Consider the following 24,781-nt stretch of genomic DNA (forward strand, 5'->3'; position numbering starts at 1 on the left):
CGTGGTCGGAGGACGACGCGGAGATTCGGGTACGGGGAACACCCTGGGACGTCTCAGGGACGACCCTGAGATGTCATCATGACGCTTGACTGACGTCATCGATGACGTCATAGTGGTGACATGGACCTGACGCCCTACCTCGAGACCCTCCGGGCCGACCTCGCCGCCGCGGCGGCGCCCGGCGGGCCGGAGACCACGCGAGCCGCCGATCTGCTCGGCCACTCGCTGGAGTCGTCGGCCCGGCTGGCGCTGCTCGAGGCGCTCTCCGACGCGGCCGCCGAGATCACCACCCGGCTCACCGACGCCACCGTCGAGGTGCGGCTGCGCGGCCGCGAGGCCGACCTGGTGGTCAACCAGGTCGCCCCCGAGCCGCCGGCCGCCGCGCCGGCCGCGGGTGCCCCGGTCGACCCCGGCGGCGACCTGACCCGGCTCACCCTGCGCATGCCCGAGGCGCTCAAGACCCACGTCGAGCAGATCGCCGCGGCCGAGGGCATCTCCGTCAACGCGTGGCTGGTCCGCGCGGTGACCGCGGCGATCAGCTTCCCGCCGCCTCCGCCGGCTCCGCCCGGTCCGCCCCGGCCCGGGCGCCCCGGCAAATCCCTCAAAGGCTATTTCCAGGCATAAGGAGACCCCTGATGTACGAGTTCGACCGCTCCACCCCCGTCACCCTGGTGCTGCGCGCGCTCGGCGGCAGCGTCGACATCGTGGCCGAGGAGCGCCTGACCATCCAGGTCGACGTTCAGCCGATCGGCGCCAACGGCCACGAGGCCGCGCAGAACACCCGCGTCGAGCTGGAGGACGACACCCTGCTCGTCTCGGTGCCCGGCGCCGAGTTCTGGAGCTGGCGCCGCACCCCGAAACTGAAGATCACCGCGCGGGTGCCGCTCGGCAGCGCGCTGGTGGGCAAGTCCGCCTCGGCCGACGTGCGCGCCACCGGCGTCTTCTCCGACGTCCGGCTCGACGTGGCCTCGGCCGACGTCGAGGTGGCCGAGGCGACCGGCGACGTGTCGCTCGACGCCGCGAGCGGAAACCTCTCGGTGGCCCGGGTGGGCGGTTCGCTCCGGGTCAAGTCGGCCTCCGGCGACGTACGCGTCGGTGACGTCACCGGTGACGTCAGCTTCGACACCGCGAGCGGCGACATCCGCACCGGCGCGATCGGCGGCTCGGCCCGGTCCCGCACCGCCAGCGGCGACATCGAGATCGGCTCGCTGCGGCAGGGTAAGGCGAGCATCACCACAGCGTCCGGCGACATCACGGTGGGCGTCGCGGCCGGCTCGGCCGTGTGGATGGACGTGAACACGGTGTCCGGCCGCTCCATCACCGACCTGACCTCCCATGGCGACGTCCCGCCGGCCGAGGAGCAGGTCGCGCTCGAACTGCGCATCCGCGCGGTCAGCGGCGACGTCCGCATCCACCGGGCCGCGGCCCACCACGGAAAGGCAGCCGCCTGATGCTTCCCGGCGACCGTTTCAGCCTCGAATCCGCCCCCGCCGCCGTCCAGCGACGCCTCCGCCGTGGCCACGGACGGGCGCGTGCCGACCGCTTCAGCCCGCCGGACTGGCCGCGGAGCCGCGGACCGACACCCAACCCCAGGAGCAAGTGACCCGAGAGCCCGGCGCCGCGCGCGCCGGGCTCCGGCACGTCCCGGCAGTCGGCCTGGTGTCCGCGCCCGCGCTGCTGCTGCGCTTCTCGGTTTCAGCGCTTCGCCCGCGCTGCTGGTGTGCTTCGCCCGCTGTTTCTGCGCCCCGTCCCACGCTCCGCCTGCGTTCCGTCCCGCGCTTGTCCGCGCTGCTTCTGCGCTTCGCCCGCGCTCCGCCCGCGCTCCGCCCCGCGTTCCGCCCGGCGTTCCGCCCGCGCTACTCCTGCTTCGCCCGCGTTGTTTCTGCACTCGCCCGCGCTGCTCCTGCTCGGCTGCTGGCGCTCTCGCTCCGCTGCTGGCGCTCTCGCTCCGCTGCTGGCGCTCTCGCTCCGCTGCTGGCGCTCTCGCTCCGCTGCCGGCGCTGAGCCAAGCGCTCCTCCGTTGTGCTCCGCATACCCGACACTTCGGTTATGCGGTGGCGGTAGCGATGGCGAGCGCGGAGCGATGGTGAATTTCCGCGCGGGCGGAACCGCAGCTCATCATGATCGGTTGGGCGGTGTGCGGGCGGGGCGACCTTGATGGATTGCCGTGAGCGACGGACGGCTGCTCATCATGATCTCGTCACGCCTTCGCACGATCCGGTGCACGCGGTGTCCGGTCAGGCGCCGGGTTTCACCAGGCCCGTCTCGTAGGCGAGGACCACCGCTTGGGTGCGGTCGCGTAGGCGGAGCTTGGTCAGGACGTGGCCCACGTGCGTCTTGATCGTGGTCTCGCTGACCTGGAGGGCCTCGGCGATCTCGGCGTTGGAGTGGCCGCGGGCGACGTGGACGAGGACCTCGCGCTCGCGGTCGGTGAGGGCGTCCAGCTTGGACGTCGTGGTGGTCTCGGGGGCGGGCAGGGCCTCGGCCACCCGGGTGAGGATGCGGGCCAGCACGGCCGGGGTGATCACGGCCCCGCCGGTGGCCACCGCGCGGATGGCCGTGATGACCTCGGCGGGCGGGGCATCCTTGCGCAGGAAGCCCGCGGCGCCGGCGGCGATCGCGCCCAGCACCAGCTCGTCGCCGTCGTGGTCGGTGAGGATCAGCACCCGCACCGGCAGGCCGGTCGCCGTCACCGCCCGCGCGACCGCCATCCCGTCCAGGCGAGGCAGCGCGACCTCGGCGATCAGCACGTCGGGCAGCAGTCGGCGGGCAAGATCGACCGCCTCCGCCCCGTCCCCGGTCTCGCCGGCCACGACGATCTCCGGCCCGTCCCCGTGCTCCGCGTGCGGCGCCGACCCGGTGGCGGCCAGCACCAGGCGCATGCCGGAGCGGTGCATGGGCGCGGGGTCGGCCAGCAGCACACGCAGCGGCCTCCCGGCCGTTGTCTCGCTCACCGTACGTCCCCGCCCCCTCAGCCCCATCCCGCTCTGCCGGCCACACGCGCATCAGCACAGCCACGACGCCCGCACGCCACGCCACCGCCCCGCCACGTCGCGCCCGGCCACGTCGCGCCGCGTCCGGCCGTGCCGCATCAGGCCGCGCCGGGTCCAGCCACGTCGCGCCGCACCGGGCACCTCGCGTCGCCCGGTCCCGTCACGCCCGGCGCGTCACGCCCGGCCACGTCACGCCGCATCCGGTCGCGCTCGCATCCGGTCGCGCTCGCATCCGGTCGCGGCGCGCCCGGCTTGGCACGTCGCGGTCAGTCGTGCTTGGGCGTCACCCTAAGCGATCGTCGTCGGCGGGGGTTAGGTCGATGGTCACCGGCTCCTCGATGGGGAACGGCGGCGGGGTGCCGCCGAACTCGGGGCACAACGCCTGGTGGCTGCACCAGCCGCACAGGCGGCTCGGTTTCGGGCGGAAATCCTGGTCGCGCTTGGCCCGCTCGATCGCCTCGGACAGGGCGACCAGGGTGCGCTCGAAACGCTCCAGCTCCTCGGCGTCTGGGCTGTAGTCGCAGATCTCGGCGTCCTTCAAGTAGAGCAGCCGGAGGACGCGCGGGACCACGCCGCGGGTGCGCCACAGGACCAGGGCGTAGAACTTCAGCTGGAACAGGGCGCGGCCCTCGAAGGCCTCGCGCGGGGCGCCGCCGGTTTTGTAGTCGACCACTCGCAGGTCGCCGGCGGGGGAGACGTCGAGGCGGTCGATGTACCCGCGGATCAGCAGCGTGTCGTCGACCAGCGTGGAGACGAGGGCCTCGCGCTCGGCGGGCTCCAGCCGTCGCGGATCCTCCACCGCGAAGTAACCGTCGAGCAGGGCGGTGGCGCTCGCCAGGAACGCGGCGAGGCGGGCCGCCTCGTCGGGGGCGGGGACGTCGATCAGGGCCTGCTGGCCGATGGCGTCGGCCTCGGCCGCCAGCACGGCGGGATCGATGCCGGGCGCCGGGACAGTCCCGGGCGCCGGGACAGCCCCGGGCGCCGGGACAGCCCCGGGCGTGGGTGCGGCGCCGGGTGGTGGGGCGGCGCCGGGCGTGGGTGCGGCGGCGGGCGTGGGTGCGGCGGCGGGCGTGGGGGCGGCGCCGGGCGCGGAGGTGGTGAAGAGGCCGGCCAGCGCCGGCTCGGCCTCGAGGAGCGACTCCCACGCGGGGGCCACCAGCGCGGCCGCGGCGGCGGGGGTGCGCTCGGCGGCCGGCAGGTCGAACAGGCGCTCGAGGACGGCGTGGACCAGCGTGCCGCGCATCTGGTCGGCGGTGGGCTGCTCGGGGATCTTGTCGATGGTGCGGAAGCGGAACAGCAGGGGGCAGGTCTTGAAGTCGGCCGCCCTCGACGGCGACAGCGAGGGGCCGGTGGTGGGGAGGGAGACCGTCGGTGCCGTCATGCCAGAAAGGCTAGGGCAGGGGTACGACGAAAACGCGTGACGGCCCCGCCGCGACGAGTCCGTAGCATTCTCGGCGTGGAGCAGAGCACGCCGCAGCCCCGACGCGCCGGCCGGCCGGGCCGGCCGGTGGGTCATGTGCTCGGCATCCCGGTCTACGTGAACGCGTCGATGCTCGTGCTCGCCGCGCTGGTGACGGCCGTCTACGGCGGCTACGCGCGGGCCGAGCTCGACCTGCGGGAGCCATGGGGCTACTTCGTCGGGCTCGGCTTCGTGGCGTGCCTGCTCGGCTCGGTGCTGCTGCACGAGCTGGGCCACGCGCTGACCGCACGCCGGTTCGGCATCGGCGTGCGCGGCATCACGCTGGAGCTGCTGGGCGGCTGGACCGAGATGGAGCGCGACGCGCCGAGCCCGCGGGTCGACGCGCTGGTCAGCCTGGCCGGGCCGGCGGTCTCGATGGTGCTCGGCGGGCTGGCCACCGTGCTGACGCTGGCGCTGCCCGACCGTACGGTGACCGAGCAGATCGCCTTCCAGCTGGCGCTGAGCAACATCCTGGTGGCGGTCTTCAACGTGCTGCCGGGGCTGCCGCTGGACGGGGGCCGGGCGCTGCGCGCGGGGCTCTGGGCGCTGCTCAAGGACCGGAACACGGCGACCGAGGCGGCGGCCTGGTCGGGCCGGATCCTCGCGTTCGTCTGCATGCTCGTCGCCCTGTGGCTGTACCGGCTCCAGACGCTGACGCTCTTCGGCCTGCTGTTCGTGGTGATGGTCGTCTTCACCCTGTGGCAGGGCGCGGGGCAGTCGATCCGGCTGGCCCGGATGACCCGCCGCTTCCCGCTGGTCGACCTGGCCCGGCTGGCCCGGCCGCTGCTGACCGTCCCGGCCGGCACGCCGCTCGGCGAGGCGCAGCGGCGCCGCTCCGAGGACCCCCGGCCGAACGTGGTGCTCGCGGTGTCGGACTCGGCCGGTAATCTCACCGCACTGGTCGACCCGGTGGCCGCCGAGCGCGTCCCGGTCGACCGGCGCCCGTGGGTGGCCGTCGACTCCGTGTCCCGGTCGCGCGACGCGGTGCCCGCGCTGCCGCTCGGGCTGACCGGGGAGCAGGTGGTCCGCGCGCTGCAGGCCCACCCGGCCGGGCAGTACGTGGTCACCTCGGGCGAGGATGTGGTGGGCGTGCTCCGCGTCGGCGACGTCGCCGAGGTCCTGGAGCCACGCCGGCCACGCCGCCCGTGACAAGGCGCGGGCCGTGACGAGGCGGGCCGTGACAAAGCGCGGCGTGACAAGGCGCGGCGTGACAAGAGCGGGCCGTGACAAGGCGGGGCCGTCAATCGGAAGCTACAGAAAGAAGCCAGTGACCAGTTCGTTCGCTCCCGACCGTTCCTTCCAGCCGGGCGACCGCGTCCAGCTCACCGACCCCAAGGGCCGGATGCACACGATCGTGCTCGAGCCGGGCAAGTCGTACCACACCCACCGGGGCGCCCTGGAGCACGACGACCTGATCGGCCGGCCCGAGGGCAGCGTGGTGACCTCGGCCGGCGGCACCGCCTATCTGGCGCTGCGCCCGCTGCTGAGCGACTACGTGCTGTCGATGCCGCGCGGCGCCCAGGTGATCTACCCGAAGGACGCCGCGCAGATCGTCGCGATGGGCGACATCTTCCCGGGCGCCAAGGTGCTGGAGGCCGGCGTCGGCTCGGGCGCGCTGACCTGCTCGCTGCTGCGGGCGGTCGGGGAGCACGGCGAGCTTCACTCGTACGAGCTGCGCGAGGACTTCGCCGCGATCGCCCGCAAGAACGTGGAGAACTTCCTCGGCGGCCCGCAGAAGGCCTGGCACCTGCACGTCGGCGACGTGGCCGGCAACACCGAGACCGGCTTCGACCGGATCGTCCTGGACATGCTCACTCCGTGGGAGGCGCTCGACATGGTCGAGCGGTCGCTGGTGCCCGGCGGCGTGTTCATCGGCTACGTGGCGACCACCCCGCAGCTCTCCGAGCTGGTCGAGGCGCTTCGCGAGCGCGGCGGCTGGACCGAGCCGCGCGCCTGGGAGTCGCTGGTGCGCGACTGGCACGCCGAGGGCCTCGCGGTCCGCCCGGACCACCGGATGATCGCCCACACCGCGTTCCTGGTCTCGGCGCGCAAGCTGGCGCCGGGCGTCACGGCGCCGCCGAGGCGGCGCAAACCGAGCAAGGGCGCCGAGGCGTACGCGTTGAAGCGTGCCGCCCAAGCCGCCCTGAACGCCGCCGGGGTCGACGTGGAGCACGCGGCCGCCGAGGTAGCGGCGCCGCACGAGCAGGAGTAGGCCGCCGGAACGGGAACGCCCGCGTGCCGGATACGCCGCAAATCAGCCCAGAGCGAACGCGGATCGGCGAACGCGCCGGTCACGAAGGCGGCGGAATCGGACGAACGGGATCGATGACCGTTACCCGGGCGAGCGATGTGACTACGGCCGGTCCGGTCGGGTAGCTTCCTGTGAGTCAACCAGTCTTCAGTCCGTTCGAGGGTGGCGGCGGGCCGGTGGACGGGCAGTCGGACGGGAGGATCGGGTGGGCGCGATGAGTTCTCCGCCGTTCGGAGGCAGCAACGAGATGCCGGCCGTCTTCCCCGACTGGTCGCCGTACCAGGATCTCGACTCCGCCGCCCGGGCCTACCTGCGCGACCCCGAGGTGGCCCTGGACGCGCTGTTCGGCGTGCTCCGCGGCGCCTCGGTGCTCTGCTTCACCCTCGAGCGCTTCGTCAACGAGGTGAACGGCGTCTGGCAGGAGGTCGTCATCTGCGACGGCAGCCGCCTGGTGCTCTGGCACGGCGAGGACGTGGCGCCCGGCGACGGCCCGGTCGGGTCGATGACCTCGTCGCTGCGGGTGGTGCCGCTCTCCACGGTGACCGAGGTGGGCTGCCGCCGCCGGCTGACCCGCACCTCCAACGGGCAGGCCCGGGTCGACAGCATCGACGTCTACCTGCTGCTCAGCTCGATCGACGACGCGGTTCCGCCGCCCGGGCTGGAGGAGGGCGAGGGGCGCCCGGCGATGCGGCACGACGCGCTGCGCTTCGGCAAGACGCTGGACGACGGCGGGCCCGGCCAGATCGCCCGGCTCGAGGAGTTCAGCCGGGTCGTGGCCTCTCTGGTGGGACGGCCCACACTCTAAACCTGGGCGGCGCGTTTGTGACCTTTGCCGCGAATTTGGGCCGCCGGCGTTGCTTGCCGTAGGGAAAGCGAGTAGCCCGACGGCGGTTTCTCAGCCGGCGTCCGGGCCGGCGATCTCGACGTCGTCGGCGGCCCGCACGACGTGGATGCAGTCGCCGGGGCACTCCTTGGCCGCGTCGATCACCTCCAGCCGCAGCCGGGCCGGCACGCCCGTCCGCGCGCCGGGGGATTGCAGCAGCTCACCGCCGGGGTCCTTGACGTACGCGAGGCCGTCGATGTCGAACTCGAAGACCTCGGGCGCGTACTGCACGCAGAGCCCGTCGCCGGTGCAGAGGTCCTGATCGATCCAGACCCGCAACCCGTCCGTCCCGGTCCGTGCCGACACCCGCAACCTCCCAGAAATGGCCCCGGCCGACGGTACCGGATACGTCCGACAATCAACGTGCGGCCACCGGCCGAATGGATCAAGACTCGGTGACGAGGGTGTTGCATGGGTCGAAATCCCGTCCGCAGCAGCTAGTGTTATCGCAAGACGTTCGAGCCCCCGGGGAGGTGGGACGTGGCACGTAGCGACGAGGCGGATTCACGCGCCGCACGTTGGGAGAAAGAGGCCAACGATCTCTCCAGCCAGGTCGCGTTCCTGCAAGAGGAACTGGCGCTGGTTCGGCGAAAGTTGACCGAAAGCCCACGACACGTCCGGCAGCTCGAGGAACGGCTTGCGGCGACGCAGGCGCAGCTGGCCCGAGTGACCGAGAACAACGACCGGCTCGTGGCGACCCTGAAGGAAGCCCGGGCCCAGATCGTCACTCTCAAGGAAGAGATTGACCGGCTCGCCCAGCCGCCGAGCGGCTATGGCGTTTTCCTGTCCGCACACGAGGACGGCACCGTCGACGTCTTCACCGGCGGCCGCAAGCTGCGGGTGGCGGTCTCGCCGTCGCTCGAGGTGGAAGAGCTGCAGCGGGGCCAGGAGGTCCTGCTCAACGACGCGCTCAACGTGGTCGACGCGTTCGGCTTCGAGCGCTCGGGCGAGGTGGTCACCCTCAAGGAGGTGCTCGCCGGCGAGAACGGCGCTCCGGGCGACCGGGCGCTGGTCGTCTCGCACGCCGACGAGGAGCGCATCGTCCTCCTCGCGGATTCTCTCGACACGACGAAGCTGCGCGCGGGCGACTCGCTGATGATCGAGCCGCGCTCGGCGTACGCGTACGAGCGGATCCCCAAGAGCGAGGTGGAGGAACTCGTCCTCGAGGAGGTCCCCGACGTCGACTACACCGACATCGGCGGCCTGCACGCCCAGATCGAGCAGATCCGCGACGCGGTGGAGCTGCCGTTCCTGCACGCCGACCTGTTCCGGGAGCACCAGCTGCGCCCGCCCAAGGGCATCCTGCTCTACGGCCCGCCCGGCTGCGGCAAGACCCTGATCGCCAAGGCGGTGGCCAACTCCCTGGCCAAGAAGATCGCCGAGCGCCGCGGCGAGGAGAAGCACACCAGCTACTTCCTCAACATCAAGGGCCCGGAGCTGCTGAACAAGTACGTGGGTGAGACCGAGCGGCACATCCGCCTGGTCTTCCAGCGGGCCCGGGAGAAGGCCGGTGAGGGCACCCCGGTGATCGTGTTCTTCGACGAGATGGACTCGATCTTCCGGACCCGTGGCTCCGGCGTCTCCTCCGACGTGGAGAACACGATCGTTCCCCAGCTGCTCAGCGAGATCGACGGCGTCGAGGGCCTGGAGAACGTGATCGTCATCGGCGCGTCCAACCGGGAAGACATGATCGACCCGGCGATCCTGCGCCCCGGCCGGCTCGACGTGAAGATCAAGATCGAGCGGCCGGACGCCGAGGCGGCCAAGGACATCTTCGGCAAGTACATCCTGTCCGGCCTGCCGCTCTCGTCCGAGGACCTGGCCGAGCACGGCAACGACCGCGACGTCACGGTGGCCGCGATGATCGAGGCCGTCGTCCTGCGGATGTACACCGAGTCCGAGGAGAACCGCTTCCTGGAGGTCACCTACGCCAACGGTGACAAGGAGGTCCTGTACTTCAAGGACTTCAACTCCGGCGCGATGATCCAGAACATCGTGGACCGCGGCAAGAAGATGGCGATCAAGGAGTTCCTCACCTCCGGCAAGAAGGGGCTGCGCCTGCAGCACCTGCTCGACAGCTGCGTCGACGAGTTCCGCGAGAACGAGGACCTGCCCAACACCACCAACCCCGACGACTGGGCCCGCATCTCCGGCAAGAAGGGCGAGCGGATCGTCTACATCCGCACGCTGGTCTCCGGCGGCAAGGGCGCCGAGGCCGGCCGCTCCATCGAGACGGCGACCAACACCGGTCAGTACCTGTAAAAGATCGATCGAGACGCGGGCGGGGGGTCACCCTCCGCCCGCGTTCTCGTTGAACGGAAGTGACCAGCTCCGCTCCCGCACGCCTGGCCTGGCTCGACGCGCTGCGCGGATACGCCGCCCTGGTGGTCGTCCTCTTCCACCTCAGCCCCAAGGTGATCGGCACCGGCCCGCACCTGGCGATCTACCGCCACTTCGACGCCGGCAAGTACGGTGTCCTGCTCTTCTTCCTGGTCAGCGGCTATGTGATCCCGATGTCGCTGGAACGGCACGGCAGCCTGCGCCGCTTCTGGATCGGGCGGCTGTTCCGGATATATCCGGCCTACCTGGCGGCCATCGCGCTGGTGGCGATCCTGGCCGGGGCGGGCTGGCTCGCCTGGCCGGTCGCCCTGCGCCAGGAGACGTGGGCGAGCGTGCTCGCGCACGCCACGATGATGAACGACCTGGTCGGGCTGCGGGGCGCCGTCCGGGTCTTCTGGACCCTCTCGTACGAGATGGTCTTCTATCTGATCGTGTCGGGCCTGTTCGTCCTGCGGTGGCACCGCCGCAGCGCCTGGTGGGCCTCCGGGCTGGCGATCGTCGCGCTGGCCGGCGGCGCGGCGCTGCCCGACGACCTGCTCGGCGCCACGTTCGCCGACCGGCGGGCCACGGCGGCGGTGCTGCTGCTGGTCACGGGACTCAGCGTCCTCGCGTACCTGAAGGATCGTCTCGTGCCCGCGGCCGGCGTCGCCGGCATCGCCCTGGTGCTGCTGCCCGCCCTGAACGGTCATGCCACCAAGCAGAGCACCGTCATCGCGTCCTGGCAGGGCGTTCTGCTGTTGGCAGCGATGTTCGCCGGCACGGTGGTCTACCGGTGGCAGCATCGCCAGATCGGCGGCCGCGAGGCGGCCTTCGCGCTGACGGTGGTCGCGCTGGGCATGATCGGTGCGCATTGGACGCACCTGGGCACGAGCGCGGCGCTGCGACTGTGGCTGGCCACCGTCGGCGCGGTCACGGTTACGTTCCTTTTCGCGTACGCCATGAGAAATCGGACGGTGCCCCTCGTCTTCACGTGGCTGGGCCGGATCAGTTACTCGCTGTACCTGCTGCACGTGATCGGGCTCATGCTGCTGTCGCGCGTGCTCCCAGATCTCGGGACGCGCGGCTGGGAGTTCCGGGTTGCCGCAGGGCTCGCGTACGTTGCGGCATCGCTGGTGGTCGCCGGGATCGCGTACCGGATGGTGGAAAAGCCCGGCCAGCGACTGGGCCGGAAGATCGCCGCCCGGCTCGGCCCCCGCCCGGCCCCGGCGAGCTTGCTCGCCACCCAGCGTGCCGCGCCGGGCACGGGCAGGGGCGAGAACGAACGCGAAGCGTCTAGGCTCGATGCATGAGCAGCAGCGTGGCGCGCGGGATGGTGGTCGCATGAGCGTTCGACGGATCATGGGTACCGAGGTCGAGTACGGCATTTCGGTGCCCGGGCAGCCCGGCGCCAACCCGATGGTCACCTCCTCCCAGGTGGTCAACGCCTACGGCGCGCGTCCCGAGCTCAACCGCGGTGGACGCGCCCGCTGGGACTACGAGGAGGAGTCGCCGTTGCGCGACGCCCGGGGGTTCACCTACTCCGGCGCTGCCTATGACCCGGCCGACGCACTGGCGGACGAGGACCTGGGCCTCGCCAACGTGATACTGACCAACGGCGCCCGGCTCTACGTCGACCACGCCCACCCGGAGTACAGCACCCCCGAGTGCACCAACCCGCTCGACGTGGTCAAGTGGGACAAGGCCGGCGAGAAGGTGATGGCCGAGGCCTCCCGTCGCGCCGCCACGATCCCCGGCGCGCACCGCATCCAGCTGTACAAGAACAACACCGACAACAAGGGCGCATCGTACGGGTCGCACGAGAACTACCTGATGCGCCGCCAGACCCCGTTCGCCGACATCGTCGCGTACCTCACGCCGTTCTTCGTCACCCGGCAGATCTTCACCGGCGTCGGCCGGGTCGGCATCGGGCAGGACGGCTCCGGCGCCGGTTTCCAGATCTCCTCGCGGGCCGACTTCTTCGAGGTCGAGGTCGGTCTCGAGACCACGCTCAAGCGGCCGATCATCAACACCCGCGACGAGCCGCACGCCGACGCCGACAAGTACCGCCGGCTGCACGTCATCATCGGCGACGCGAACCTCTCCGAGATCGCGACGTACCTGAAGGTCGGCACCACCTCGCTGGTCCTGGCCATGATCGAGGAGAAGGTGTTCACCGGCGAGCTCGGCATCGCCGACCCGGTCAGCGAGCTCAAGTCGGTCAGCCACGACCCGGAGCTCAAGCACCTGATCCGGCTGCGCGACGGCCGCCGGCTCACCGCCCTCGACCTGCAGTGGGCGTACTACGAGCGGGCCCGCGCGTTCGTCGAGGACCGGGCCGGCGACGACGCCGACGACCAGACGCTCGACGTGCTCGACCGCTGGGAGGACGTGCTCGACAAGCTCGGCCGCGACCCGATGCTCTGCTCCGACACCCTCGACTGGGTCGCCAAGCTGCGCCTGCTCGACGGCTATCGCGAGCGGGAAGATCTGGGCTGGTCGTCGCCGAAGCTGCAGCTGGTCGACCTCCAGTACGCCGACGTGCGGCCGGAGAAGGGCCTCTATCACCGCCTGGTGGCCCGGGGCTCGATGAAGACCCTGCTGGAGCCGGCCGAGACGCAGCGGGCCATGTACGAGCCGCCGGAGGACACCCGGGCCTACTTCCGGGGCCGCTGCCTGGCGCAGTACGCGTCCGAAGTGGTCGCCGCGAGCTGGGACTCGGTGATTTTCGACGTCGGGCGCGAGTCGCTCGTCCGGGTGCCGATGATGGAGCCCGAGCGCGGCACCAAGAAGCACGTCGGGGCGCTGTTCGACAAGTGCGAGAGCGCGAAGGACCTGCTCGAGGTCATCACCAGCCGGTGACCAGCGAGATCGCCCCGCAGGGGCGCGGGTTCTCCGTGCCGTCCGTAGGACCAGGCGCCGGGAATTAGCTCAGTCCCCGCGGGGTGATTCGTCACAGGGTCGAGGTAGGTTTTTGGTACCCGATGTTGTGCGACTTCGGGTTGGCAAGAAGGGGGACATCCTATGGCAACGCGAGACACCGGCGGTCAGTCGCAGTCCGGCAAGAGCCGCAGCGCGGAAGAGGTCGAGGACGTCGCCGTCGAGGCCAACCCGGAGGTAGCCGAGCGCCACGCCGAGATCACCGAGGACGTCGACGACCTGCTCGACGAGATCGACTCCGTCCTGGAGGAGAACGCCGAGGAGTTCGTCCGGGGCTATGTGCAGAAGGGCGGCGAATAATCTCTTCTGTCCGACTTCTTGGTCGGGCCGGAGAGTTTCGCCCTGAGATGAATTCGTAGGGTCGCCCGGATCGGACAATCCGGGCGACTCGGGGGAAGTGCGGGTCGTCGTGCGCCGCATCGGGCAGGCTGGTCCTGGCCGTGCGCCGGCGTGGACGGCCCGCGTTCCGTTGACGCTCGAACACGTTGATCGCGATCATCGCACCGGCGGGGGAGAGCGGGATATTGTGCTTCAACCGCGACGGCGTCCCGGGGGTGTGGGCGCCGATGCGATCACGTATCTGAGAGGAACCACGTGACACAGGGCTTTGATCCATCCGGGCGGCTGCCGGATTTCTTCATGAACGCGGGGACGTCCTCCTTCACGCAGTTCCTGACCCACGCGTCACCCGAGCTGCTGCCGGGCCGCCGGCCGCTCCCGCCGGGCATGGCGGCCGACCTGGCGCCGCACGGCACCACGATCGTGGCCATCGCCACGGCCGAGGGCGTGGTCATGGCGGGCGACCGCCGGGCCACCATGGGCAACCTCATCGCCAGCCGCGACATCGAAAAGGTGCACCCGGCCGACTCGTACTCGCTGATCGGCATCGCCGGCACCGCCGGCATCGGCATCGAGCTGATGCGGCTGTTCCAGGTCGAGCTCGAGCACTACGAGAAGATCGAGGGCATCATGCTGTCCCTCGACGGCAAGGCCAACCGGCTGGCCGGCATGGTGCGGGGCAACCTCGGCGCGGCCATGCAGGGCCTCGCGGTGGTGCCGCTGTTCGCCGGCTTCGACCTGTCGCCGGTCGACCCGTCGCGCGCGGGCCGCATCTTCAGCTTCGACGTGGCCGGCGGGCTGTACGAGGAGACCGGGTACGACTCGATCGGCTCCGGCTCGCTGTTCGCCAAGTCCGCGCTCAAGAAGAAGTACCGCCCCGGCGTCAGCACGGCCGACGCGATCACGCTCGCGGTGGAGGCGCTGTACGACGCGGCCGACGACGACACCGCGACCGGCGGCCCCGACGTGTCCCGCAAGATCTATCCGGTGGTGATGACCGCGACCGCCGAGGGCACGCACCGGCTGTCGGAAGAGGAGATCACGGCGGTGGCCGAGCGGGTCGTGGCCGGCCGCATGGAGAACCCCGGCGGTTGAGTCCCGCCTCGATCACGCTTTCACCCGGGACCGAGAGGAAGTAGCCAGCCGTGGCCATGCAGTTCTACGCATCACCCGAGCAGGTCCAGCGCGACCGCTCGGAGTACGCCCGCAAGGGCATCGCCCGCGGCCGCTCCGCCGTGGTGCTGACGTACGAGGGCGGCGTCCTGATGGTCGCCGAGAACATCACCACCCTGCGCAAGATCAGCGAGATCTACGACAAGATCGGGTTCGCGGCGGTCGGGCGGTACAACGAGTTCGAGAACCTGCGCCGGGCCGGCGTGCGGATGGCCGACCTCAACGGTTACAGCTTCGACCGGCGCGACGTGACCGGGCGCGGCCTGGCCAACGCGTTCACCCAGACGCTGGGCGCGATCTTCTCCGAGACGCAGAAGCCGTACGAGGTGGAGATCTGCATCGCGCAGGTCGGCGCCACCCCCGAGGCCGACGAGCTGTACCGGATCACCTACGACGGCTCGGTCATGGACGAGCCCGGCTTCATGGCCATGGGCGGCCAGGCCGAGGCGATCTCCAACGTGCTGCGCGAGCGGCACGACACCGCGGCCGACCTGACCTCCGCCCTGGCCCTGGCGGCCGAGGCGCTGGGCAGCGTGGGCGGCGAGAACGGCCAGACCCGCACGCTCGAGGCCAAGCAGCTCGAGGTCGCGGTGCTCGACCGCCGGCGCAAGGGCCGGGCGTTCCGCCGGATCGCCGGCCCGGCGCTGACCACCCTGCTGGCCGGCAGCCACGACGTGGCGGAAAAGGACCTGGGCGGCGTGGACGCCGCCCCGCCCAACCCGGCCGAGGAGAAGCCGACGGTCTCGGCCGCGTCGGTCGACACCGAGGACGAGCCCACGGCGTCGGCGGCGCCCGAGGCTCCGGACGCCAAGAGGCCGGCAGCCAAGGCTCCGGCCACCAAGGCTCCGGACGCGAAGGCGCCGGACGCGAAGGCGCCGGACGACCCGGACGAGCCGGCCGACGACGTGAACGGCGACGGTTCCTGACGGCTCCGGCTTGGGACGGTTCCTGGCGGCTCCGGCTTGCTGGGCTCCGGCTTACTGGGAGCGCGTTCGGCATGGCGCGGGCCGGCTTTCCAGCCGGGCCGCGCCTTCGTTTGCACAGCTCCGCCGGCCTCGATCGCTGCCGGCCGGCACACCGTCCGATCGCCGAAGCCTTGGCACCGGTCCGGGCGTTACCGGGCAAGCTGCCTGCGCGGGATCGGTTGCCCGCCGCCATATCGAGGTATGGTGATTGTATGGCGGTGAAGAAGGTAACGGTGACGCTCCCCGAGGAACTGGTCGAGGCGCTCGGCTCGGCGGCCCACGAGGACGGTGTCCCGCTGTCGCGGCTGGTCGCCCGCGCGGCCGAGAGTGAGCTGCGGCGCCGCGTGGGTCGCCGGCTGGTGGCCGACTGGCAGGCCGAGCACGGCGCGTTCACGGTCGAGGAGATCGCGGCCGCGCGGGCGGAGATGGCTGCTGCCGACGCCGAGGCGTTCGACGTGTCCGGGCCTGCGGCGGCGTGAGCATCCCGTATGTGTACGACGCCGGCGTGCTGCTGGCGATCGACAGCAACGACCGGCGGATGTGGGTGATCCATCACCTCGCGGTGGAGGAAGGGCGGCGCCTTCTGGTCCCGTCGGTCGTCGTGGCGCAAGCGTGGCGTGACGCGCGCCGTCAGGTGCAGCTCGGCAGGTTTCTGCACAGCTGCGAGGTCGTTCCGGTCAGCCTGGAGGTGGCCAAGGCGGCCGGCGTGCTGTGCGGCAAGGCGGGCACCCGCGATGTCGTGGACGCCACCGTGGTCACGATCGCGCTGGCACACGGCGCGATCGTGTTCACCAGCGACCCGGACGACATCATTCACCTCGCAAGCACGGTGGGCACAAAGCCGGCCTTGGTGATTCGCCGGGTGTGACGCGGAAGGGTGTGTCAGCCGGGTAGGAGAGGGCGCCACCAGGACGGGTGGTCGGCGTACCAGCGGATGGTGTCGGCCAGGCCGGAGCTGAACTCGATGCGGGGGCGCCAGCCCAGCTCGCGCCGGATCTTGTCGTCGTCCAGGGCGTGGCGGTGGTCGTGGGGCTTGCCGTCGTCGAGCGGCTCGATGTGGTCCCCGGGCCGGCCCAGGTGCTCCAGGATCAGGCCGGCCAGGTCGCGGTCGGCCAGCTCGACGCTGCCGCCGATGTGGTAGACGTCGCCGGCGCGGCCCTTCAGCAGGGCCAGGGCGATGCCGTGGCAGTGGTCGTCGACGTGCAGCCAGTCGCGCACCCGGATGCCGTCGCCGGGCAGGCGGGCCGTGCGGCCGTCCAGCAGCTCGGTGACGAGGCGGGGGAGGGTCTCGGCGGGGTCCTGGTAGGGGCCGTAGGTGGCGCCGGCCCGGGTGACCACGACCGGCAGGCCGTACGTGCGGTGGTGGGCGAGCGCCATCAGGTCGGCGCCGGCCTGGGCCGCGGCGCCGGGGGTGGTGGGGGAGAGCGGGGAGCGCTCGGTCCAGGCGCCGTGGTCGATCGAGCCGTAGACCTCGTCGGTGGAGATGTGGACGAAGCGGGCGATGTCGCCGGACCGGGCCGCCGCCAGCAGGGCCTCGACGCCGGGGACGTCGGCGCCGGACCGGGTCGACGCGAAGTGCACGACCACGTCGTGGCCGCGCAGGGCGGGCCGGACCACCGCCGCGTCCGCGACGTCGGCGGGGACGAAATCCAGGCGCCCGCTCTCGGCCACGGGACCCAGGTTCGTGAAGCTTCCGGCGTACGCGAGCTTGTCCAGAACCGTGACCGACGCGCCCTGAAGGCCCGGCAGCCGGTCGGCGAGAATCGCTCGCACGAAGTGCGAGCCGACGAACCCGGCGCCACCGGTGACGAAAAGCCTCATCGCCAGGCGAGCTTACCCAGCGCATGATCGATTACACCCGATCCGGCGACCGGAGCTCTGACGCCCCGTGCCCGGGAATGCGCGAGTGGTGACTGCCAATGGGTGGCCGATGAGGCTAGTGTTTCGACATGGAACGGCGAATTTTCGGCCTCGAGACCGAGTACGGAGTCACGTGTACTTATCGGGGGCAGCGGCGGCTGTCGCCGGACGAGGTGGCCCGCTACCTGTTCCGCCGAGTGGTGTCGTGGGGGCGCAGCAGCAACGTGTTCCTTCGCAACGGCGCCCGTCTTTACCTCGATGTCGGTTCCCACCCCGAGTACGCGACCCCCGAGTGCGACTCCGTCACCGACCTGGTCGCCCACGACCGGGCCGGCGAGCGGATCCTGGAAGGCCTGCTCGTCGACGCCGAGAAGCGGCTGCACGACGAGGGCATCGCGGGCGAGATCTACCTGTTCAAGAACAACACCGACTCCGCCGGCAACTCGTACGGCTGCCACGAGAACTACCTGGTCTCCCGGCACGGCGAGTTCGGCCGGCTGGCCGACGTGCTCATCCCGTTCCTGGTCACCCGCCAGCTGATCTGCGGCGCCGGCAAGGTGCTGCAGACGCCGCGCGGCGCGGTCTTCTGCCTCTCCCAGCGCGCCGAGCACATCTGGGAGGGCGTCTCCAGCGCCACCACCCGGTCCCGCCCGATCATCAACACCCGCGACGAGCCGCACGCGGACGCCGAGCGTTACCGCCGGCTGCACGTGATCGTCGGCGACTCGAACATGAACGAGGTCACCACCCTGCTCAAGGTGGGCTCGGCCGACATCGTGCTGCGGATGATCGAGGCCGGCGTGGTGATGCGCGACCTGTCGCTGGAAAACCCGATCCGGGCGATCCGCGAGGTCAGCCACGACGTCACCGGCCGCCGCAAGATCCGCCTGGCCAACAACAAGGAGGTCTCGGCGCTGGAGATCCAGCAGGAATACCTGGCCAAGGCGACCGAGTTCGTCGAGCGGCGCGGCGGCGACCAGACCGCCAAGCGGGTTGTCGAGCTGTGGGGCCGGGTGCTCAACGCGATCGAGTCGGGCGACCTCGACCCGGTCTCCCGCGAGATCGACTGGGTGTCGAAGTACAAGCTGATCGAGCGCTACCAGGCCAAGCACGAGATCCCGATGTCGCACCCGCGGATCGCCCAGCTGGATCTGGCCTACCACGACGTGCGCCGGGGCCGCGGCCTCTACGCGCTGATGGAGAAGCGCAAGCAGGTCGACCGGGTGGCCAACGACCTGGAGATCTTCCAGGCCAAGGAGACGCCGCCGCAGACCACGCGGGCCCGGCTGCGGGGCGAGTTCATCAAGCACGCGCAGGAGAAGCGGCGCGACTTCACCGTCGACTGGGTGCACCTCAAGCTCAACGACCAGGCGCAGCGCACCGTCCTGTGCAAGGACCCGTTCCGGGCGTACGACGAGCGCGTGGAGCGGCTGATCGCCAGCATGTGATCAGCCACCGACGAGGCGGAGCCGGCCGGCTCAGCTACTCTGGTCGGCCTATGACGACCGAACCCGAGCGCACCGCCGAAGATGTCGCCTGGGGCCGGGTGCAGCGCAAACGCGACCGCATCCGGTCCGAGATCCGGCGTAACCGGGCAGGCGGCCACAAGGTCCCGACGTGGCTGCTGGCCGTGCTGCTCGGCGTCATCCTGCTCGGCTGGCTCTGGCTGGTGGCGATCTCGTAACAGCAGCGTGGCGGCGTGCCGGCGGGAGAGCGAGCGGCGGCTGCGACGTGAGCAGCGTGCCGGCGGGAGAGCGAGCGGCGGCTACGACGCCAGCAGCGTGCCGGCGGGAGAGCGAGCGGCGGCTACGACGCCAGCAGCGACGCGGCGTGCCGCCCGGCCGCGGCCGCGGTCAGGAAGTAGGCGTGGTCCTGGTCGAGGCCGCGGCTCATGGTGGACAGGCCGACCGGGCTCGCGCGGAGCGCGTCGTCGAGGCCCTCGGTGCGGACGCGGACCAGTCGGTGGCGGCCGGAGAGCGGCGCGAGCGCGGCGTCGATCTCGGCGGCCAGGTGGGGGTCGAGGCCGTCCGGCACCGGCAGGTCCGCGGGCAGCAAAGCGACTTTCCCGTACGCGGTGAGCGTGTGATGCGAGACGCCACGGTGCCGCGGCCGGCCGTCGCCGTCGGAGACCCGCAGCGAACCGACCGGGCGCCCGCCCAGCGTGGCCACCGCGTTGATCGCCTCGCCGAGGGCCACCCCGGAGAAGCCCCAGGTGGTGCCGGTGCCCAGGTTGCCCGGGCCCTGGCTGACGATCGCGATGTCGGCGCGCAGCACGTGCCGGGCGGCGAGCAGGCCGGTGTGCACGGTGCTCGCCTCGAGGTCGCCGCCGAAGGCCTGGCCGGTGGTGATCGTGCCGGCCAGGTGGTCGCGCAGGCCGTCCAGGGTGCGGCTGAACCACGCCGGTAGCGCTCCGCCGTCCGTCATGACGTACGCAATCATCGCCGTTGAATTGTCGGCGCGAATGCCGGCGACGATGGCCGGCAGGGCGGAGTGCAGATCGGCCGTGACCACCGGCATGCCGTCCAGCGAGTCGGCCGCCACCATCACCGCGCGATGCGGGGACGCTTCCTCGTCGACGCCGAGCCGGATCGCCTGCAGCGGCGTGTACCGGGCCTTGACCAGGTGGCCGTGGTCGCGATCGGTGCCGTCGTCGTCGGGATCCGGGGGCAAGCGGTCGGGAACGGCGACCACCAGCGCGTAGCCGCCGGTGCCCAGCCCCATGACCAGCGCACCGACGTTGAGCAGCACCCGGTCCTGTTCCTGCGGCTGACCGACCAGCTCCGGATAGGCGAGCGCGCGCACCACGCCGTCGCCGGTCGCCACCTCGAGCTCGATCGCGCCGTGCCACCTGCGGCGGATCGCCTGCACCGTCCCGGACCGCCAGCGCACCATGACCGGCGAATCTACTCGATGCCGCCGTCCAGGTGATGACGACCGGCCGCGCCCCGGGTCGGGTCGAGGAAGACGTACCGAATGCCGGGGTATCTGGCCCGCAGCCGCCGCTCGGCCTCGTCGGAGGCCGCCTCGATCTCGCCCCCGGTCACCTCGTCCTCGAAGTCGACCTTGGCGGCGACCAGGATGTCGCCCGGGCCGAGCTGCATGGTCAGCAGCGTCGGGACCGCCACCACGATCGGGATGTCGGCCAGGTCGGCGGCGATCTGGTTGTGGATCCGGCGCGGCACCGAGCGGCCCACCAGCAGCGACGCGTTGCTGCGCGCGAGGATCGCGGCGACCAGGAAGAGCAGGACGCCGATCGCGATCGAGCCGAGGCCGTCCCAGAGCTCGTCGCCGGTCATCTCGGTGAGCACCAGGCCCAGCGCGGCCAGGATCAGGCCGACCAGCGCGGCCGAGTCCTCGAAGTAGACCGCCTTGACCGTGGTGTCCGGGGTCAGGCGCAGGAAACGCGAGCGGGTGACGCCCCAGCGCCGCGACTCGCCGGCGACCTGGCGCTGGGCGCGCAGGAAGGACGTGCCCTCGGCGACGAACGAGATCCCCAGCACCACGTACGACCAGAGGAAGTCGCCGGACTTCTCGCCGGCCACGATCGACGTGATGCCGTGGTAGATGGAGAAGGCGGAACCGCCGACGAACGTGAACACGGCGGCGATGAACGCCCAGACGTAACTCTCCTTGCCGTACCCGAAGGGGTGTTCCTCATCGGCCGGCTGCCGGCCGCGGATCAGCGCCACATAGAGGAAGACCTCGGTGATCGTGTCGGCGAACGAGTGCGCCGCCTCGGAGAGCATGGCCGACGACCCGGAGAACAGGCCGGCCACCAGCTTGGCGAGCGCGATCGCCAGATTGGCCGCGCCGGCCAGGATGACCGTGCCGACGCTCTCGTTCCCGCCCTTCGCACCGTCGCCGGGAACGGGCAGTGGCTCGGCGCCGGCCAGGCCGGTAGGTTCGGACGTCACCGGATCATCCTTCCCCGCGCAGGTTACGAAATAACAGTGCGGGGCGGATGGCTGCTAGCGTTGCCTCTCGTGTCGCGCACCCGCACCGAGCGCCTGGTCAATCTCGTGATCTGCCTGCTGTCCACGCGACGGTTCCTGACCGCCGCGCAGATCGCCGCGACCGTGCCGGGTTACGAGCACGACCCCGAGGACCCGCGCGACCACGAGGCGTTCCAGCGCAAGTTCGAGCGGGACAAGGCCGAGCTGCGCGAGCTCGGCGTGCCGCTGGAGACGGGTACGGCCAGCGTCTTCGACCAGGAGCCGGGGTACCGGATCGCCCGCCGCGAGTATGCCCTGCCGGACATCATCCTCGCGCCCGACGAGGCCGCCGCGGTCGGCATCGCGGCCCGCCTCTGGCAGCACGCCGGGCTCGCCGCGGCCGCCTCCTCCGGCCTGGCCAAGCTGCGCGCCGCCGGCGTCGAGGTCGACCCGCAGGCCACCCTCGGCGTCGAGCCGGTGGTGACCGTCGACCCGGCGTTCGGCCCGCTGACCAACGCGGCCCGTGACCGTCGTGCGGTGACGTTCAGTTACCGGGTGCCCGAGGTGGACGAGCCCGCCACCCGCCGCCTCGAGCCCTGGGGCGTGGTCTGCTGGCGCGGCCGGTGGTACGTGGTCGGCCACGACCGGGACCGGAACGCCACCCGCTGCTTCCGCCTCTCCCGCATCGTCGGCAACGTGCGCCCGGTGGGCCGGCCGGGCGCGTTCACGCCGCCGGCGGGCGAGGACCTGATCAGCCACGTGGCCGGCTGGGACGGCCCGCACCAGTGGACCGGGCGGGCGTTCGTGGTGGCGCGCCCGGGCCGGGCCGCCGGGCTGCGCCGCTGGGCCGTCTCGACGCAGCCGGGACCGGCCGGGGACCGGCTCACGCTTCCCTACGCGGACGCCGAGCGGCTCGCCGCGACCCTCGCCGGCTACGGCCCGGACGTCTGCGTCGAGGGGCCGCCGGAGGTGCGCGACGCGGTGATCCAGCACCTCAAGGAGGTCATGGCCCGCCACGAGGGCGTGGTGGCCGCATGACCGCCCCGAAACCCTCGGTCGACCGGCTCGGCCGGCTGCTCAACCTCGTGCCCTACCTGCTCGCCCGCCCCGGGATCCTGATCTCCGAGGCGGCGGCCGATCTCGGCATCAGCGAGAAGCAGCTGCGCGAGGACCTCGAGCTGCTCTGGGTGTGCGGGCTGCCCGGGTACGGCCCCGGCGACCTGATCGACATGGCGCTCGACGGCGACCGGGTGACGATCAGCCACGACGCGGGCATCGACCGGCCGTTGCGGCTCAACCAGGACGAGGCGCTCGCGCTGGTGGTGGCGCTGCGGATGCTCGCCGAGACACCCGGCACCGGCACCCGCGACGTGATCGAGCGGGCCCTCGCCAAGATCGAGAGCGCGGCCGGCGACCTCGCCGACGCCCCGGTCGCGGTGAAGCTGCCGGCCAACGCCGAGAAGCTGGACAAGGTACGGGCGGCGGTCGAGGGCGGGCACGCGCTGCAAATGACCTATTACACGGCCGCCCGCGACGAGACCACCTCCCGGGTCGTGGATCCGATGCGGGTGCTCATGGTGGGCGGACGGGCGTACCTGGAGGCCTGGTGCCGGCGGGCCGAGGCGGTCCGGATGTTCCGGGTCGACCGGATCGACGCGTTCGCCGAGCTGGACGAGCCCTCGGCGCCGCCGCCCGACGCGGCGCCACAGGACGTGAGCGACGGCGTGTTCAAGCCCACCGACGACCTGCCGCTGATGACGCTGCGCATCGGCCGGCACAGCCGGTGGATCACCGAGTACTACCCGGTCGAGGAGATCCGCCGCTCGGAGTCCTCCGCCGAGTGGGTGGTGACCATGCGGATCACCGACCTGGGCTGGGCGCAGCGGCTGCTGCTCGGGCTCGGGCCGGACGTGACCGTGATCGGGCCGCCCGAGCTGCTCGAGCGGATCCGGCAGCAGGCCACGGCCGCGCTCGACCAGTACAGCTCGCCCAGCCGGTAGGGTGGCTGCCGTGCTGCTCTGGGTCTGGATCGCCGTGGTCGCGGTCGCGCTGGTCGTCCTGGTCGCCGCGGCGGCGCCGCTGCCGGGCAAGCTCGGTGGCCTGCGCCGGGCCGTGGCGAAGATGCAGCGCGCCCAGGCCGAGGCGGCCAAGCTCCAGGAGCGGCTGCTGCGCCTGCAGGAGACGGCCGCGCAGGTGGAGGCCAAGGTCCCGCATCGGAAGTAGCCTTTACAGATCTGGACCGGCGACGGTAGCGTGCGGCGTTCCTTCCCCGTTGTCCGGGACTTCGTGGGAATCCGGCCGGTCCCGTGGGCTACTTCACCAGAATTGCCACGTACGATGGACCCCGCACAACTTGATCCGACGACTGGAGTTCTCCCATGGGTGCCCTCAAGCCATGGCACATAGCCATCTTCGTGGTCGTGCTCGTGCTGCTGTTCGGCGCGAAGCGGCTTCCCGACGCGGCCCGGTCGCTCGGCCGTTCGCTGCGCATCATCAAGGCGGAGACCAAGGGCCTCATCGACGAGAACAGCAACGTCGCCGAGAAGGCCGAGCCCGAGTACCACCGCCAGCCGCTGCAGGGTGACGTGCAGCCGCCGCAGGCGCAGCAGGGCTACCAGCCGCCGCCCGCCCAGCCACAGGCGCAGCCGTACGTCGACCCGGTGCAGCGCACCAACGACCGCTGACCATCGGTCATGGCGCTGACCCTTCGCCGTCAGGGGCGGCCCAGCAAGTTCCAGCAGGCCGCCGACGGCTCGATGACGCTCATCGACCACATCCGGGAGCTTCGTAACCGGCTGTTCGTGGCCTCGCTCGGCCTCGTCGTGGGCCTGATCGTCGGCTTCATCCTGTCCAACTGGGTCTTCGACCTGCTCAAGGAGCCGTACTGCGCGCTGCCGTCGTCCTGGTCGACCCGCACCGACGGCACGCCGTACTGCGACTTCCTGGTCCTCGGCGTCGGCGACGGCCTGATCATCCGGCTCAAGATCGCGCTGTGGGTGGGCATCATCGTCGGCGCCCCGGTCTGGCTCTACCAGCTCTGGGCGTTCATCGCGCCCGGCCTGCACCGGCACGAGCGCAAGTGGGCGTACATCTTCGTCGCCATCGCGGCCCCGCTGTTCGTGACCGGCGCGGTGCTGGCCTACTTCGTCGTCGGCCACAGCCTCGCCTTCATCATGGAGGCGGGCGTCCTGGGCGAGCCGACGAAGCTTGAAGTCGGCAGTTATCTGGGCTTCGTCTCCAGCATGCTGATGCTCTTCGGGGCGGCGTTCGAGTTCCCGTTGATCTTGCTGATGCTGAACTTCACCGGCGTGGTCTCGGCCCGCCGGCTGCTCGGCTGGTGGCGGATCGTGATCTTCGTGTCGTTCGCGTTCGCCGCGGTCGCCACGCCCGATCCCGGACCGTTCGGCATGACGCTGCTCGCCGCCTGCATGGTGCTGCTCTACTTCATCGCGGTCGGCATCGGCTTCCTCAACGACCGGCGCAAGGGCCGCGGCAAGGAGATCTATGCCGACCTCGACGACGACACCATCTCGCCGCTCGAGGACGACCGGGTGCCGGTCGGCGCCTCCGACCCGATCGAGGCGCCCAGCCCGGTCGACGGACCGACTCCGGTGAGCAAACCGCTGCCGCTGGAGGGTCGTTTCGACGACATGACGTAGTAATGTCCCCC

26 protein-coding genes are annotated in these 24,781 nt (G+C 71.4%); 20 read left to right on the forward strand and 6 right to left on the reverse strand.

Going from position 1 to position 24,781, the window contains the following annotated elements; all coding sequences use genetic code 11:
* The first annotated feature begins 120 nt into the window (after window positions 1-120).
* Both ACFQS1_RS12030 and ACFQS1_RS12035 read left to right on the forward strand, forming a co-directional pair.
* Window positions 121-624 carry a hypothetical protein gene (locus ACFQS1_RS12030; protein WP_378966965.1) on the forward strand — a complete coding sequence of 168 codons (504 nt, stop codon included), beginning with the start codon at window positions 121-123 and terminating at the stop codon, window positions 622-624.
* An 11-nt stretch (window positions 625-635) separates the two neighbouring features.
* Entirely contained in the window at window positions 636-1,451 is an 816-nt protein-coding gene (locus ACFQS1_RS12035; protein ID WP_378966967.1) for a DUF4097 family beta strand repeat-containing protein, read from the forward strand.
* Window positions 1,452-2,237: 786 nt separating this feature from the next.
* Here the strand turns inward: ACFQS1_RS12035 and ACFQS1_RS12040 are convergent.
* Window positions 2,238-2,981 carry a LuxR C-terminal-related transcriptional regulator gene (locus ACFQS1_RS12040; RefSeq protein WP_378966969.1) on the reverse strand — a complete coding sequence of 248 codons (744 nt, stop codon included), beginning with the start codon at window positions 2,979-2,981 and terminating at the stop codon, window positions 2,238-2,240.
* A 295-nt stretch (window positions 2,982-3,276) separates the two neighbouring features.
* On the reverse strand, window positions 3,277-4,374 hold the full coding sequence (locus ACFQS1_RS12045; protein ID WP_378966972.1) for a RecB family exonuclease: 1,098 nt from the start codon (window positions 4,372-4,374) through the stop codon (window positions 3,277-3,279).
* A gap of 168 nt (window positions 4,375-4,542) precedes the next feature.
* Between ACFQS1_RS12045 and ACFQS1_RS12050 the strand changes: the two genes are divergently transcribed.
* The 3 genes from ACFQS1_RS12050 (at window position 4,543) to ACFQS1_RS12060 (ending at window position 7,508) form a co-directional block, all read left to right on the forward strand.
* A complete protein-coding gene (locus tag ACFQS1_RS12050) occupies window positions 4,543-5,601 on the forward strand; it encodes a site-2 protease family protein (RefSeq protein ID WP_378967054.1) in 1,059 nt (352 codons plus the stop codon).
* A 118-nt stretch (window positions 5,602-5,719) separates the two neighbouring features.
* Window positions 5,720-6,664 (forward strand): tRNA (adenine-N1)-methyltransferase, encoded by a 945-nt coding sequence (locus ACFQS1_RS12055; RefSeq protein ID WP_378966974.1) that lies wholly within the window; start codon window positions 5,720-5,722, stop codon window positions 6,662-6,664.
* Between the two features lie 253 nt (window positions 6,665-6,917).
* Window positions 6,918-7,508, forward strand: coding sequence for a hypothetical protein (locus tag ACFQS1_RS12060; RefSeq protein ID WP_378966977.1), 591 nt, complete (start codon window positions 6,918-6,920; stop codon window positions 7,506-7,508).
* Between the two features lie 90 nt (window positions 7,509-7,598).
* Here ACFQS1_RS12060 and ACFQS1_RS12065 read toward each other — a convergent pair whose 3' ends face one another.
* Window positions 7,599-7,892: a ferredoxin gene (locus ACFQS1_RS12065; protein ID WP_378966979.1), complete on the reverse strand. Its 294-nt coding sequence runs from the start codon at window positions 7,890-7,892 to the stop codon at window positions 7,599-7,601.
* A 174-nt stretch (window positions 7,893-8,066) separates the two neighbouring features.
* Between ACFQS1_RS12065 and arc the strand changes: the two genes are divergently transcribed.
* From arc to ACFQS1_RS12105, 8 genes are all read left to right on the forward strand, one after another.
* The gene (gene arc / locus ACFQS1_RS12070) at window positions 8,067-9,848 is read left to right on the forward strand and encodes a proteasome ATPase (protein ID WP_378966981.1); all 1,782 of its coding nucleotides are present in this window, start codon (window positions 8,067-8,069) and stop codon (window positions 9,846-9,848) included.
* A 59-nt stretch (window positions 9,849-9,907) separates the two neighbouring features.
* Entirely contained in the window at window positions 9,908-11,215 is a 1,308-nt protein-coding gene (locus ACFQS1_RS12075; RefSeq protein ID WP_378966983.1) for an acyltransferase family protein, read from the forward strand.
* Window positions 11,216-11,246: 31 nt separating this feature from the next.
* Window positions 11,247-12,764 carry a depupylase/deamidase Dop gene (gene dop / locus ACFQS1_RS12080; RefSeq protein WP_378966985.1) on the forward strand — a complete coding sequence of 506 codons (1,518 nt, stop codon included), beginning with the start codon at window positions 11,247-11,249 and terminating at the stop codon, window positions 12,762-12,764.
* 162 nt (window positions 12,765-12,926) lie between these two features.
* Complete coding sequence (locus ACFQS1_RS12085; protein WP_378966987.1) at window positions 12,927-13,142, forward strand: ubiquitin-like protein Pup; 216 nt, start codon at window positions 12,927-12,929, stop codon at window positions 13,140-13,142.
* Window positions 13,143-13,436: 294 nt separating this feature from the next.
* Window positions 13,437-14,276, forward strand: coding sequence for a proteasome subunit beta (prcB, locus tag ACFQS1_RS12090; RefSeq protein WP_378966989.1), 840 nt, complete (start codon window positions 13,437-13,439; stop codon window positions 14,274-14,276).
* A 50-nt stretch (window positions 14,277-14,326) separates the two neighbouring features.
* Window positions 14,327-15,280, forward strand: a complete 954-nt coding sequence (gene prcA, locus ACFQS1_RS12095) for a proteasome subunit alpha (protein ID WP_378966991.1) — start codon at window positions 14,327-14,329, stop codon at window positions 15,278-15,280.
* Window positions 15,281-15,537: 257 nt separating this feature from the next.
* The gene (locus tag ACFQS1_RS12100) at window positions 15,538-15,798 is read left to right on the forward strand and encodes a ribbon-helix-helix domain-containing protein (protein ID WP_378966993.1); all 261 of its coding nucleotides are present in this window, start codon (window positions 15,538-15,540) and stop codon (window positions 15,796-15,798) included.
* Window positions 15,799-15,809: 11 nt separating this feature from the next.
* Complete coding sequence (locus ACFQS1_RS12105; RefSeq protein ID WP_378967056.1) at window positions 15,810-16,187, forward strand: type II toxin-antitoxin system VapC family toxin; 378 nt, start codon at window positions 15,810-15,812, stop codon at window positions 16,185-16,187.
* Window positions 16,188-16,201: 14 nt separating this feature from the next.
* Here the strand turns inward: ACFQS1_RS12105 and ACFQS1_RS12110 are convergent, their stop codons facing one another.
* Complete coding sequence (locus ACFQS1_RS12110; RefSeq protein WP_378966995.1) at window positions 16,202-17,140, reverse strand: dTDP-glucose 4,6-dehydratase; 939 nt, start codon at window positions 17,138-17,140, stop codon at window positions 16,202-16,204.
* Window positions 17,141-17,268: 128 nt separating this feature from the next.
* On the opposite strand from ACFQS1_RS12110, the gene pafA reads away from it, so the two are divergent.
* Both pafA and ACFQS1_RS12120 read left to right on the forward strand, forming a co-directional pair.
* Window positions 17,269-18,627 carry a Pup--protein ligase gene (pafA, locus tag ACFQS1_RS12115; protein WP_378966998.1) on the forward strand — a complete coding sequence of 453 codons (1,359 nt, stop codon included), beginning with the start codon at window positions 17,269-17,271 and terminating at the stop codon, window positions 18,625-18,627.
* Window positions 18,628-18,677: 50 nt separating this feature from the next.
* Window positions 18,678-18,863 carry a hypothetical protein gene (locus ACFQS1_RS12120; protein ID WP_378967000.1) on the forward strand — a complete coding sequence of 62 codons (186 nt, stop codon included), beginning with the start codon at window positions 18,678-18,680 and terminating at the stop codon, window positions 18,861-18,863.
* Window positions 18,864-18,985: 122 nt separating this feature from the next.
* Here the strand turns inward: ACFQS1_RS12120 and ACFQS1_RS12125 are convergent, their stop codons facing one another.
* Together ACFQS1_RS12125 and ACFQS1_RS12130 are read right to left on the reverse strand one after the other, a co-directional pair.
* A complete protein-coding gene (locus ACFQS1_RS12125; protein ID WP_378967003.1) occupies window positions 18,986-20,071 on the reverse strand; it encodes a DUF3866 family protein in 1,086 nt (361 codons plus the stop codon).
* A gap of 11 nt (window positions 20,072-20,082) precedes the next feature.
* Complete coding sequence (locus tag ACFQS1_RS12130; RefSeq protein WP_378967005.1) at window positions 20,083-21,093, reverse strand: cation diffusion facilitator family transporter; 1,011 nt, start codon at window positions 21,091-21,093, stop codon at window positions 20,083-20,085.
* A 69-nt stretch (window positions 21,094-21,162) separates the two neighbouring features.
* Between ACFQS1_RS12130 and ACFQS1_RS12135 the strand changes: the two genes are divergently transcribed.
* From ACFQS1_RS12135 to tatC, 5 genes are all read left to right on the forward strand, one after another.
* Window positions 21,163-22,149 carry a helix-turn-helix transcriptional regulator gene (locus tag ACFQS1_RS12135; RefSeq protein WP_378967007.1) on the forward strand — a complete coding sequence of 329 codons (987 nt, stop codon included), beginning with the start codon at window positions 21,163-21,165 and terminating at the stop codon, window positions 22,147-22,149.
* Window positions 22,146-23,111, forward strand: a complete 966-nt coding sequence (locus ACFQS1_RS12140) for a helix-turn-helix transcriptional regulator (protein ID WP_378967009.1) — start codon at window positions 22,146-22,148, stop codon at window positions 23,109-23,111. The genes ACFQS1_RS12135 and ACFQS1_RS12140 overlap by 4 nt, the downstream gene beginning before the upstream one ends.
* A 10-nt stretch (window positions 23,112-23,121) precedes the next feature.
* Complete coding sequence (locus ACFQS1_RS12145; RefSeq protein ID WP_378967012.1) at window positions 23,122-23,334, forward strand: hypothetical protein; 213 nt, start codon at window positions 23,122-23,124, stop codon at window positions 23,332-23,334.
* Window positions 23,335-23,489: 155 nt separating this feature from the next.
* Entirely contained in the window at window positions 23,490-23,795 is a 306-nt protein-coding gene (tatA, locus tag ACFQS1_RS12150) for a Sec-independent protein translocase subunit TatA (protein ID WP_378967014.1), read from the forward strand.
* A gap of 9 nt (window positions 23,796-23,804) precedes the next feature.
* Window positions 23,805-24,770: a twin-arginine translocase subunit TatC gene (gene tatC, locus ACFQS1_RS12155; RefSeq protein ID WP_378967016.1), complete on the forward strand. Its 966-nt coding sequence runs from the start codon at window positions 23,805-23,807 to the stop codon at window positions 24,768-24,770.
* The last annotated feature ends 11 nt before the right edge of the window (window positions 24,771-24,781 follow it).

The sequence above is a fragment of the Paractinoplanes rhizophilus genome, assembly GCF_042664765.1.
GTDB lineage: Bacteria > Actinomycetota > Actinomycetes > Mycobacteriales > Micromonosporaceae > Actinoplanes > Actinoplanes rhizophilus.